The organism is Candidatus Spongiihabitans sp. (genome assembly GCF_965247905.1).
Taxonomy (GTDB): Bacteria; Pseudomonadota; Gammaproteobacteria; order Arenicellales; family Poriferihabitantaceae; genus Spongiihabitans.
Map to the genome: position 1 here is coordinate 2,589,674 of NZ_OZ252047.1, position 12,101 is coordinate 2,601,774.

Consider the following 12,101-nt stretch of genomic DNA (forward strand, 5'->3'; position numbering starts at 1 on the left):
ACCATTCCAGACAAAAATTTGATTTGTGGATTATACTTTAAGCGTTAGCGACGCGCTTGATTACCGATCTACCGCATTTACCCCTTGAAAAAAATGGCAAAAAAAACCGCAACCAAAAAGAAAAAAGGCAGCGACTCCAACACCATCGCGCTTAACCGAAAAGCGCGGCACGACTATACCATTGAGGATCAATACGAAGCGGGCATTGTGCTGGAAGGTTGGGAAGTGAAGAGCCTGCGCGATGGGCGGGCGCAACTCAAAGAGAGTTATGTCTCGGTTTATAAAGGCGAAATCTATTTGCTCGGCGCTCATTTCGCGCCCTTGGCATCGGCGTCCACCCATGTTAATCCGCTGCCGACTCGCAAAAGGAAACTGCTGCTGCATGCCCGGGAAATCAACAAACTGATCGGCGCCGCCGAGCGCGACGGCTACACCATCGTGCCGCTCAGTTTATACTGGCAGCGCGGCCGGGCGAAGTTAAAAATCGCCCTGGCCAAAGGCAAGAAGCAATATGACAAACGTCAAGCCGCGAAGCAACGCGATTGGGATCGTCAGAAGCATCGCCTTTTGAAGCAATGAGCGAGGCGAAATTTTGTTGCCGCGCGCATTATTATTTTGTTATAATCGGCGTTTATGGGGGTGACTGGCTTCGACGTCGGTCGCGAAACCATCGGAGCATGTCGAGGTGTAGAGTTCCTCGTAAATCCAGCTACACAACATTAGTTGCTAACGACGACAACTACGCACTAGCCGCTTAAGTCGGTTAGTCCTTTCACTTGGTTCGCTTTTAGGCTGAGGCTGGAAAGGTCATCTTATAAAGGCTCGCCAGTCAGTTCGGCCCGTTAACTGACGGTTAAAACCAATCGGGCTCGCCGATTTGCAAGTTCGTCTGCCGACTGGCAAATCGGTTAATTTGAAGCGCAGACTAAACATGTAGTCGCCGATGTGTGTAGGATCTACGGACGCGGGTTCAATTCCCGCCACCTCCACCATTATTGCCCACCATTATTGAATGGGCGCTATCGCCTGAAAAAATGGCCTAAAAAAAATGGCCTGGCCGAATAAGGTCAGCCAGTTGATCGAGCAGGGCAAGTTGCAAGCCCTTGATGGCTGATGGCTCCAAGCCCACGTCTTTGCAACTAGCGAGAATCACGCAAAACGGCGACATTCATTACCAAGCGGATGACAATGTTCCGATCATGCTGGAACAACAGAACATTCCGTGCGAACAAGCACCGGATTGGATTTGAAGCACGCTGGGTCAGTGTGCCGTGAAGCCGCATCGTCGAGTCGGCTACAACCGCCCTAGCGAGAGCGAGCACTGACCGCGGTCGGTGTTGGCGACCACCTCCCTATTCAGGATTTCAGCCAGTTCATCGGCGCCGCCGACATAGGCGCCATTCAGCCAGATTTGCGGCACCGTCACCGGCGATTTCGGGCCGATGATCGGCTTCACCCGCGCCAGCATTTCATATAACGCGCGCGGCTCGCGCACGACATCGTGATAGACATACTCGATTCCGGCCTCGTCCAGATAGCCTTTGGCGCGCACGCAGTGCGGACAGCTTTGCTTGCCAAACAGCACATCGCTGGCGACTTCGCAGCGCAGGGCGTGGGCTTCGATCACCGCTTGGGCGAGGACGCCGCGGTTCAATGCCCTGCCCTGGCTGATGATGCGCCCCTCGACCATGACAATCGGCGCATGCCAGCCGCCTTTTGGCAGCGGTTTCCACCAGTGGCTGAGCCAGTCGCGCAGTTCAAGATTGAACGCGATGCCCTTCAGTTCATGGTCAAAGGTATCGACAATGACATCCTCGGTGAGCGCGCATTCGCCGCAGGGAATCGAGACCTTGAATGGCCCCCATTGCCCGGCCCAGCGATAAACGGTCACATCGACCGGCCGGGTCACGGTTTCATGCTCCGATCAGGTTTTGGCATTGTGCGCGACTTAACCACCGCTTGCTTGAGCATCTTCGTTACCTAATGCAGAAAAAGAGGGGATGCGTAATCCGGTTCAATGATCATCCTGAAGCCGTCTGGCATAAAATATACGCAGCGCTGAATTAACCACGCGTGATATTAAATCCCAACTTATCCTTATCCCCTGTCTCCTTATCCACGGTCACCGCAACCTGCCCGCCCTTGGCTAATTTTCCAAACAACAACTCTTCGGCGAGCGGTTGCTTGATCTCCCGCTGGATGACCCTGGCCATGGGGCGCGCGCCCATCGCTGAATCGTAGCCTTTTTCGGCCAGCCAATCGACCGCGGCGTCATCCACTTCCAACCCCACATTTTTTTCCGCGAGTTGTTGCTCCAGTTCCAAAATAAATTTCCTGACCACATGGATAATGGTTTTATTATCAAGTCCATTAAAGCGAATGATATTATCCAGCCGATTCCGAAATTCCGGGGTGAACGCTTTTTTAATCGCTTCCATATCATCGGCGCTGTGGTCCTGGGTGACAAAACCCATGGTTTCTCGTGCCGACTGCACCGCCCCGGCATTGGTTGTCATCACTATGATGACGTTGCGAAAATCGGATTTGCGGCCATTGTTGTCGGTCAAACTGCCGTAGTCCATGACTTGCAGCAACACATTAAAAACATCAGGATGGGCTTTTTCAATTTCATCGAACAACAAAACCGAATGTGGATGCTTGTTGATGGAGTCGGTAAGCAATCCGCCCTGGTCAAATCCAACATAGCCCGGCGGCGCGCCAATCAACCTGGAAACCGTGTGGCGCTCCATATACTCGGACATGTCAAATCGTATAAATTCTATCCCTAAGGCATTGGCGAGTTGCTTGGTCACTTCGGTCTTGCCCACGCCGGTGGGCCCGGAAAACAGAAAAGAAGCAATCGGTTTGTCGGCATTGCCCATCCCGGCCCGGGTCATCTTGATGGACGATGCCAGCGCGCTGATCGCCGCATCCTGGCCAAACACCACCAGTTTAAGATCGCGTTCCAGGGTTTTTAATGATTTCAAATCAGACGCCGAAACATGCTTGGGCGGAATGCGGGCGATGTCCGCAATCATGTTTTCGATTTCCTTGACCCCGATGGTTTTCTTGCGTGATTTTTCATCGCTCAGCCGCGTTTTTGCGCCCGCCTCATCGATGACATCTATAGCCGTATCGGGAAGCTGGCGCTCAGACAAGTAACGCGCCGAAAGCTCAACCGCAGACCGTAATGCAGGTTGGGTGTACTTTACCTCGTGGTGTTGTTCAAATCGACTCTTCAAGCCGCGTAAAATATCCACGGCTTCATCGACGGTTGGCTCGACAATATCGATTTTCTGGAATCGGCGGGACAACGCTCTATCCTTTTCGAAAATGCCGCGATACTCGCGATAGGTGGTGGAGCCGATGCACTTCAATTCTCCGGACGCCAACATCGGTTTTAGCAGGTTGGAAGCATCCAACGTCCCACCGGAAACCGCGCCGGCGCCGATGATGGTGTGAATCTCATCGATAAATAAAATCGATCCCGGCGTCTTATCCAATGCCTTCAGCACGGCTTTCAATCTTTGCTCAAAATCCCCCCGATATTTCGCGCCCGCTAACAACGCCCCCATATCCAGACTATAGATAGTGCATTCCGATAATATCTTCGGCACCTTATGTTCGACTATTTTTCGCGCCAGGCCTTCGGCGATGGCGGTCTTGCCGACTCCGGCTTCGCCGACGAACAAAGGATTGTTCTTGCGCCGGCGGCATAATATTTGAAGCGTTCTTTCCAACTCCTTTTGTCGGCCGATCAACGGGTCTATTTTACCGTCAACCGCGAGTTGATTGAGGTTCAGGGTATAAGCCTGTAGCGGGCTTTCGGCATCGTATTCCGGTTGGTCATGATCATGGTCATGATCGTAAGTTTCGTCTTCGTCCGGCGCGGGCAAACGGTCTCCTCCCGGGATTTTGCCTTCCGGGATTTTAGTGATGCCGTGGGCAATGTAATTGACCACATCATATCTGGTGATTTCTTGCTGACTCAGAAAATAAACCGCGTAGGATTCCTTTTCGCTAAAAACGGCTACCAAAATATTGTTGCCCTTGACCTTCTTGTTCCCGGAACTTTGCACATGCATAATCGCGCGTTGCAACACCCGCTGGAAACCCAGCCCAGGCAACGGCTCCTCATCCTCGGGAATTAATGGAACTTCATTGTTCAGGTAGTGCGCCAGGGATTTTTTAAGCGCTTCGATATCTCCGCCACATGAAACGATAGTCCTTCTTGTTTCCCTATCGTTGAGCAGCGAATACAGCAAATGCTCAACAGTAATGAGCTCATGGCGCTCCTTGCGCGCCAGCGTGACGGCGTTTCCCAAGGCGATTTCCAGTTGTTCTGAAAGCACTGATTAAGACTCCGGCCAAATGGTTCGACCCAAGCGGTTAGACGTTAGTTTTTTTCCCATTAGTTTTTTTCCATTGTACACTGCAATGGCTGCTGGTTCTCGCTGGCGAAATCAGTGACCATACGCACCTTTGTTTCGGCGATTTCCTTTGGAAACACCCCGCATACGCCCACGCCCTTGGTATGCACATGAACCATGACGAGTTCGGCTTGTTGCTGATGCATGCCGAAAAATCGCATCAGCAAAATCACCACAAACTCCATCGGCGTGTAATCATCATTCAACAACAACACTTTATACAGCGGCGGTTTTTTAGGCTTTAGTTTCGTTTTTTCCGCAACTAAACCGGTGCCGGTCATGGTTCCCTGATCCGAGTGCTCACCCGCGCTATTAAACGGCGTTTTGAATCGATAGTGTTGCATAGCAAAACTTGCCTGATATGGCTCGACTATGAGTAATCCTGCAAGCGCTGATTTTAGGAAGCGCCGCCGCCGCAGCCGCCGCATGAACCGCTACCGCCGACGGCCTGGAATACATTGTTGAACACAAACGTAGCGTTGACGCCGTCGTCCGCATAGTCGATCTCCGCGCCTGCGAGAAAACTTAACGCAATGGGATCAATCACCAGTTTAAAACTGTTTTCCCCGGTCATCGTGCTATCATTAATCTCGCTATTTTCGGCAAAGGTCATGCCATAATTCATCCCCGAACAGCCGCCGCCTGAAACGTAAATACGCACCGCGGAAACCTCTCCATTGGTGTCATTGATCAAACCCGCTATTTTGTTTCTCGCGGTCTCGGTGACCGTCAGGTCCGATTCGGTCAGGTTCTGGTTATATTCGTTCATAACAAATTACCTCATAAATTACCTCGTTTTAGTTCTGGCACGTTTGCCATCTATCAATAATAGCCTATAACTCATAGTGATAACTCAATGGATGACGATGGTGATGACGATTGAAAGGCTTCGAAAAGTCATGTATCCGGTAGCGACATTGTATCCCATATCAAGCCATCGGCAACCCCGAATGATAGGTTGCGGCATCAATATTACCTGATTACCTGCTTGCAGTGGAAAATAGTTGGAAAAAATTCTCGGTTGTGGCCTCGGCTAACGCCGCCAAAGGGATGGCGCGCAACTGGGCAAGCAATTCCGCCGTATGTTTTACAAAGCCGGGTTCATTGGTTTTCCCGCGCATGGGAACCGGCGCCAGATACGGGCAATCGGTTTCCACCAACATTCTGTCCAACGGCACTTTTTTCGCCACGTCCCTTAATGCCTGAGCATTTTTAAAGGTCACGATGCCCGAAAATGAAATGTAAAAACCGAGGTCCAGCGCGCGTTTTGCGGTACGCCAATCTTCGCCGAAACAATGCATCACCCCGCTGCATGACTCCGCTCCGTTGGATTCCAGCAGTTGCATGGTATCTTCTGCCGCAGATCGGCTATGGATGATCAGCGGTTTGTTGCAGATTTTTGCGGCTTCAATGTGGTTTTCAAAACGCCGGCGTTGCCAACTTAATTCACCTTCGCTTCTAAAATAGTCCAGCCCGGTCTCGCCGATGGCGACTACATGCGGATTTTCAGCCAGTCGCAAAAGCTCCTCGCAACTTGGCTCATGACAGTCGGTTGCGTTTGGGTGCACGCCGACCGATGAAAAAATATTGGCATGGTTTGCGACAAGTTTTTCAATCTGCGGATAATCCTCCAGATTGACGGATACGCATAGCATATAGTCAACATTATTATTCCGCGCCCGCGCCAGCAATCCGTCCATATCTTGCGACAGCGCCTCGAAGTTGATATGACAATGAGAATCGACCAGTTGCATATTCGTCCCGCCTGCATTATTAGACCACAATTCGTTGAAATGCGAGCGCCAAATCCTCGATGGCAAGCTGTTCATTCACCGGCCCCCGAGCGATGCGGCGGTAGTAACTAATTCTATCATACAGGCCACACAGCCTTTCAACCGAGACATTTTGGGTGTCCATGCGCACGCTTTCCATCCAATAGGGTTCGACGCCGGTGACGCAAAATTTTGCCAACTCGGCAACGAATCGATGAAACCATGCCAAGACTTGCTCAAATTCCAGTTTGTTCAGTTGACCTGCAAACTCAATCGGGTTAACCCGTTTGGCCGCCACCCCGGCAAAACCTTTAAGACAATTTTGATGGTGTTGCAGAAATCCGCTGTCGGATAATCGCCGCGCTTCCAGCGGCCCGCCATTTGCCAGGGTTAATGCGAGATCAATTTGCTCGCGTGATGACGCGGCGAGGTTTTGCGCCAGCCAGTCGGCCGCGGTTTTTGCGTCGGGCGCGGCAAGCGTATGCGTCATGCAGCGGCTGCGAATGGTTGCGGGTAGGTGGCTAGGCGTGGCGGTAACCAGCACCAACATCGAATCCGGCGGCGGTTCTTCAAGCAGTTTTAACAGCGCATTCGCCGCATTAATATTCATGCAGTCCGCGGGCAAGATGAGGGCGACCTTTGTGGTCGAAATATGCGCATGGGTTGAAAACCGCTCGATCAATTCTCGCACCTGGTCAACGGCAATAACCCGGCTGTGCTTGGTCTTCTTTTCTCTCTCCCGGCTATCCAGATAACGGTTGCTGTAATCGGTCAGCAGCGATAGCCGACCCTCGGCGGATTCCAATTCACTGGTCAGGACATGAAAGTCGGGATGCGTCCCGGCATTGAACAGGCGGCAGTTTTGGCATTGTCCGCAGGGCTCGTTGTTTTCTTCTGAAACTGCATGGCATAAAAGGTATTGGCACAGTTCAAAGGAAAATTCCAGTTTGCCGATGCCGAGTGGTCCGTTGATTAACAGGCCATGATGCAGTTTATTCCTGTGCCGGGTGAGCCGCCGCCAATCAGACTGTTGCCACAAAAAGATCATCCTTGTCGGGCGCCGCGCGGCGCGGTTAAAAACGCCTCAACCTGCGCGGTCAAATCATCTTGCACTTCGCCAATACTCCGGGTCGCATCGATCAACTTTATTCTTTGCGGATATTTTTCCGCGCGCCGCAAATAAGCCTGACGCACCGCTTCCTTGAAGTCAAGTTGTTGTTGCTCGAATCGATCGCCGCCGGGTCGCCCGCTGGACCGCATGATGCCGCGTTTTTTTGTTCGTTGCAAACCCACTTCAATCGGCACATCGAGCATGATGGTCAGGTCCGGTTGCAATCCTTGCTGCACCCAATCTTCGAGTTGCTGGATGCGCCGCTCGCTGATTCCTCGCCCGCCTCCCTGATAGGCATAAGTCGCATCGGTAAATCGGTCGCAAAGCACACAACGACCCGCGGCCATGGCCGGCAAAATTACTTCGTGCAGATGCTGCATTCGGGCGGTAAACATTAACATCAGCTCGGCTTGATCACTTATCCGTGCGCGTATCCTTGTATTGGCATCATGTTGGTCGCCATGATCATGATCGTGGTCATGGTCGTCAAGCAAGATTTTTCGCAACACTTCGCCCAATTGCGTTCCACCGGGCTCGCGGGTGGCGATAACATCAATTTTTTTCGCCGTTAGCCAAGTTTTCAGATGGTCAATCAGCGTGGTTTTGCCCGAACCATCGGGGCCTTCGATGGTGATGAACGCGCCTTTCATTGGGTTTTTTTGTTGCGTCTTGCGCGGCGAATATGCTCCCAAACCGCCTTGTTGTGCTGCGCCAGGGTTACCGAGAATTGATGCAGCCCGCCGCCTTTGGCAACGAAATAGTAGGCGTCGGTGTGCTCCGGGTGCATGGTCGCCGCAAGGGAGTCGTCGCCGGGCAAACTGATGGGCGTCGGCGGAAAGCCGTTGCGGGTGTAGGTGTTATACGGCGTGTCGGCCTTGAGGTGGGCGCGGGTGAGATTGCCGTTGAACTTCGGGCCCAGTCCATAAATCACCGTGGGGTCGGTTTGCAAACGCATCTTTTTTTTCAAGCGATTGTAAAACACGCCGGCGATCTTGCGCTTCTCTTCGGCGACCCAGGATTCCTTCTCGATGATGGAAGCCATAATCAGTGCTTCGTCTTTGTCGGCGAGAATCAGATCGTCGTCGCGGTTTTCCCATGCGTAATCCAGTTTTTTCTGCATCAACTCAAAAGCCTCGCGGTAAATCGACAGGTCGCTCTCGCCGGCGGTGTAGGTGTAGGTGTCCGGGAAAAACCGCCCTTCCGGATGCAGTTGCGCATGCCCGAGTTTGGCCATGATTTGCTGGTCGCTCATGCCGGCGGTATCTGCTTTGAGCTTGCGCGCATCGCGCAAGTGCGCGCGCATGCGCGAGAAAGTCCAGCCTTCGAGGATGGTCACCTTGATGCCGACTCGGCCCTTGCCGCGGACGATGCGCTGCAAAAATTCCCTGAGCGAGGTGCCCGGCGGGAAACGGTATTCGCCGAAGCGAATCCGTCGGCCGCGGTCGCCGCGGTATGCGAGAAGTTTCAACAGCGCGGTTTGTGCGATGACATCGCGCTCCACCAGTTGCGTCGCCACCTGGCCGAGGGTGTCGCCGGGTTTGATCACCCAAGTCTGGTCGCCGAAATCAAGCGGGCGGTTTATCGCCCACAAGAGGCCGACCACGAAGACCATAACGACCCCCCCGGCGGCGCATGCAACAGGCCGTGCTTTGGCTTGCGCCGTGAGCGGGGCGAACCATCGCCGCCATCGCCCCCATCGTTCTGGCCACGCCAATGCGGCCGTTTTGTCCTCCTCGTTAGACGGCATTGAACACCAGCGTGCCGTTGGTTCCGCCGAAACCGAAGGAGTTGGACAACGCCGCGCCGACCTTGGCGTCGCGCGCCTGATTCGGCACGAAATCCAGATCGCACTGCGGGTCTTGCTCGACCAGATTGATGGTGGGCGGGATGACCTGATGGTGGATGGACATCGCGGTCATGACCGCTTCAACCCCGCCGGCCGCGCCCAGCAAGTGGCCGATCATGGATTTGTTGGAACTGATGGCTAATTTTTTTGCCTGGTCGCCGAAGGTCGATTTGAGCGCCAGGGTCTCGGCGATATCGCCCTGCGGGGTGGAAGTGCCGTGAGCGTTGACATAGTCGATTTGTTCGGGATTGAGCCCGGCGTTGCGAAGCGCGTTGTCCATGCAGCGCGCCGCGCCCTCCCCGCCCGGCGACGGGCTGGTCATGTGATACGCGTCGCCGCTCATGCCGAAGCCCGTAAGTTCCGCATACATGCGCGCGCCACGGGCTTTGGCATGAGCATATTCTTCCAGCACCAAAACCCCGGCGCCCTCGCCCATTACAAAACCGTCGCGACCGATATCCCAGGGGCGGCTTGCGGATTCGGGATCATCGTTGCGGCGGCTCAAGGCCCGGGCTGCGGAAAATCCCGCCAGTGACGTAGGCGAGATGGGCGCTTCGGCGCCGCCGGCCACCATCACATCGGCATCGCCGTATTCAATGAGTCGACCAGCCTCGCCAATGGCATGGGTGCCGGTGCTGCAAGCCGTTACCATGGACAGATTTGGACCCTTGAGACCATGGGCGATGGATAGATTCCCCGAGATCATATTGGTGATGGTCATGGGAATATAAAAGGGCGATATGCGGCCCGCGCCCTTTTCCCGGAACAGGTTTGTGGTCGCTTCGATGGTGTTGACCCCGCCAATGCCAGAGCCGATATAAACACCGACTCTATGCGCATCGCTTGCGGATATTTCAAGCCCGGAATCCTCTATCGCCTGGTTGCCGCAGACCAGACCGAATTGCATGAACCGATCCATTTTTCTTGCCGTTTTTTCAGGTAAATAGTCGCCCGGCGCGAAATTATCGACCTCGCCGGCAAACGTGCAGGGAAACGAAGACGCATCAAAATGGGTGATAGCAGCAATGCCATTTTTGCCTTGCAGCATCCCTTGCCAGGATTCGGTCAAGTCAATTCCAACCGGGGTTATGGCCGCCATGCCAGTCACTACGACACGCCTATCGCGCCTGGGTCGATTGCTCATCGATATTTTAATTTTTCAGGTTGATTTTTCAGGATGATATTATACAAGACGGAATTTTTGCATTTATTCGCGTTTGTGGCGGCCCTGTATACTACCTGATAAGCACGACACTCGCCATAATGTGGCCGGGTTCACCACATATGAGACAAAATCAGGTCGCCACGGTGGGTTGCCGATAATACGCCATCGGCGTCATTAAATCCAAACTATCGTGTGGTCGGCATGATTATAGGTCCACTGGTAATGGACCAGTTCCTGGTTGATCGCGGTCACCTTCAACGGCCCTCGGAAGTGAGGCTTCAGCCTCGCCAAGCCATTGCAAATGGCGGGACTAAAGTCCCGCTCCCGACGCCGCCGGCCTGACCTGCTTTAAGCGCACTAGCCGGGCCAAGTTAACAGTCTCTTATGTGTCTGAGCCCGAACATAATGCAAAAAACCGCTACCTGATGCAAGGCAACGGCTTGAAGCCCTTCACTAAAACTGTTAGGTCAGTTCAAGCGGAATATTCGGCATGTATGCTGACAAGTTTGCCCACATAAAATTGATTCTGGCAAATTAATCAAGGCTGATTGATTATGCGTCGGGGACTGTCGCCTTGATGTAATTGACCGCATCTTTTACTTTGGTAATGCTTTCGGCCTTGTCATCAGGAATTTCAGCGTCGAACTCCTCTTCCAATGCCATAACCAATTCTACGGTATCAAGCGAATCGGCCCCGAGGTCATCCACAAAAGACGCCTCCAAGGTAACTTGATCTTCACTTACACCAAGCTGTTCAATAACAACTTTCTTTACACGTTCTTCAATGGTGTTCATTCGAGTTTTAGCCTCCAGATAATGAGTAGGTGTTCGGGTCATTGGATAATTTTTTGAGCGATGGATAGTAAACAATAGCAAGGGGCAAGTCCAATAAAGATTGCTTGATTTTAGTTTTTTTGCTAGTTTTTAGAACGGAATATTATCAAGCCTTGCCTTAATGTTAATAGCTAACTATTTGAATTTTATTTGATATTTTACAAATAATCAATCCATTGTATAGGTCCTTGGATTCAACAAATCATGTTGCATGACTGTCTCCAAAAGCAGACCCTGCAGTTGATACGCCAATCACTAACAATAAAGCAAGCGCTGCGCAAGTAGTATTCATCTTGTTGCTCCCCGGGCCGCACGCCAGCAGGAGCCGCGATTTCGCGCCATCCCCTGACGGCGACCGGCAAACAAGGAACCAGCGCATCGCGCAACAAAGGCGCAACGCCCATTGAGATATTGAACAGGCAAATCAGTCATTTTAGGCGCCTGTATAGCATAAGGATATTTTGGTTGAGTTATTCTTGGCTGTGAAAAAAGTCTTGCCTGCTGACATGCACGACGCAGGTCGGCCACGCAACGCTTGTCCGGGTTCACCCCATATGAAACAAAATCAGGCGGCCAAGGCGGGTTGCCGATAGCGCGCCATCCCATCGGCGGCGCCAATCCAAACCATCGTGCGGTCGGCAATGATCATAGATCCGCGGGCAACGGGCGGGTTCCGGGTTGATTGCGGTCGCCGCCAACGTTCATGCCGCCGCCGGCGCGCATAACGGCCGCATTGGCGCGCTCGACGCAACCGTTCCATGCCGGCTTGTCAGGCGGCGGCGCGACAGCGGCGGAAGGCCTCGCAGGCGTGCTCAAACTCGTCCCGGAACCCGCCGCCGCCATCGACTTGCAGCGGCCGGATTTTGAACCGCGCTGGTTCGATAAGGCGTACTCAAGCTGATCCCGGAACTCGCTGCCGCCATCGGCTTGCAGCGAGCGGATT

General features: G+C 53.2%; 13 protein-coding genes and 1 other RNA gene. 4 read left to right on the top strand and 10 right to left on the bottom strand.

Annotated elements, in window-relative coordinates; genetic code table 11:
- Window positions 1-93: 93 nt before the first annotated feature.
- The 3 genes from smpB to ACP158_RS13320 all read left to right on the top strand — a co-directional run bounded on the left by smpB (window position 94) and on the right by ACP158_RS13320 (window position 1,250).
- Window positions 94-579 carry an SsrA-binding protein SmpB gene (gene smpB, locus ACP158_RS13310; RefSeq protein ID WP_424946595.1) on the top strand — a complete coding sequence of 162 codons (486 nt, stop codon included), beginning with the start codon at window positions 94-96 and terminating at the stop codon, window positions 577-579.
- A 56-nt stretch (window positions 580-635) separates the two neighbouring features.
- Window positions 636-992, top strand: a transfer-messenger RNA (tmRNA) gene (gene ssrA / locus ACP158_RS13315).
- A 114-nt stretch (window positions 993-1,106) separates the two neighbouring features.
- Window positions 1,107-1,250 carry a hypothetical protein gene (locus tag ACP158_RS13320; protein ID WP_424946596.1) on the top strand — a complete coding sequence of 48 codons (144 nt, stop codon included), beginning with the start codon at window positions 1,107-1,109 and terminating at the stop codon, window positions 1,248-1,250.
- A 44-nt stretch (window positions 1,251-1,294) separates the two neighbouring features.
- Here the strand turns inward: ACP158_RS13320 and ACP158_RS13325 are convergent, their stop codons facing one another.
- The 10 genes from ACP158_RS13325 to acpP all read right to left on the bottom strand — a co-directional run bounded on the left by ACP158_RS13325 (window position 1,295) and on the right by acpP (window position 11,119).
- Complete coding sequence (locus ACP158_RS13325; protein WP_424946597.1) at window positions 1,295-1,909, bottom strand: glutaredoxin family protein; 615 nt, start codon at window positions 1,907-1,909, stop codon at window positions 1,295-1,297.
- Window positions 1,910-2,063: 154 nt separating this feature from the next.
- Entirely contained in the window at window positions 2,064-4,352 is a 2,289-nt protein-coding gene (clpA, locus tag ACP158_RS13330) for an ATP-dependent Clp protease ATP-binding subunit ClpA (RefSeq protein ID WP_424946598.1), read from the bottom strand.
- Between the two features lie 59 nt (window positions 4,353-4,411).
- Complete coding sequence (clpS, locus tag ACP158_RS13335; RefSeq protein ID WP_424948472.1) at window positions 4,412-4,711, bottom strand: ATP-dependent Clp protease adapter ClpS; 300 nt, start codon at window positions 4,709-4,711, stop codon at window positions 4,412-4,414.
- Between the two features lie 116 nt (window positions 4,712-4,827).
- On the bottom strand, window positions 4,828-5,199 hold the full coding sequence (locus ACP158_RS13340) for a HesB/IscA family protein (protein WP_424946599.1): 372 nt from the start codon (window positions 5,197-5,199) through the stop codon (window positions 4,828-4,830).
- 211 nt (window positions 5,200-5,410) lie between these two features.
- Window positions 5,411-6,184 (bottom strand): TatD family hydrolase, encoded by a 774-nt coding sequence (locus tag ACP158_RS13345; protein WP_424946600.1) that lies wholly within the window; start codon window positions 6,182-6,184, stop codon window positions 5,411-5,413.
- Between the two features lie 19 nt (window positions 6,185-6,203).
- Window positions 6,204-7,241 (bottom strand): DNA polymerase III subunit delta', encoded by a 1,038-nt coding sequence (holB, locus tag ACP158_RS13350; protein ID WP_424946601.1) that lies wholly within the window; start codon window positions 7,239-7,241, stop codon window positions 6,204-6,206.
- A 5-nt stretch (window positions 7,242-7,246) separates the two neighbouring features.
- Window positions 7,247-7,963, bottom strand: coding sequence for a dTMP kinase (tmk, locus tag ACP158_RS13355; RefSeq protein ID WP_424946602.1), 717 nt, complete (start codon window positions 7,961-7,963; stop codon window positions 7,247-7,249).
- Window positions 7,960-9,027 (bottom strand): endolytic transglycosylase MltG, encoded by a 1,068-nt coding sequence (gene mltG, locus ACP158_RS13360; RefSeq protein WP_424946603.1) that lies wholly within the window; start codon window positions 9,025-9,027, stop codon window positions 7,960-7,962. Before mltG ends, tmk begins: the two co-directional genes overlap by 4 nt.
- A gap of 22 nt (window positions 9,028-9,049) precedes the next feature.
- The gene (gene fabF, locus ACP158_RS13365; protein WP_424946604.1) at window positions 9,050-10,258 is read right to left on the bottom strand and encodes a beta-ketoacyl-ACP synthase II; all 1,209 of its coding nucleotides are present in this window, start codon (window positions 10,256-10,258) and stop codon (window positions 9,050-9,052) included.
- Window positions 10,259-10,876: 618 nt separating this feature from the next.
- The gene (gene acpP, locus ACP158_RS13370) at window positions 10,877-11,119 is read right to left on the bottom strand and encodes an acyl carrier protein (RefSeq protein ID WP_424946605.1); all 243 of its coding nucleotides are present in this window, start codon (window positions 11,117-11,119) and stop codon (window positions 10,877-10,879) included.
- A gap of 772 nt (window positions 11,120-11,891) precedes the next feature.
- On the opposite strand from acpP, the gene ACP158_RS13375 reads away from it, so the two are divergent.
- Entirely contained in the window at window positions 11,892-12,059 is a 168-nt protein-coding gene (locus tag ACP158_RS13375) for a hypothetical protein (RefSeq protein ID WP_424946606.1), read from the top strand.
- Window positions 12,060-12,101 lie beyond the last annotated feature (42 nt).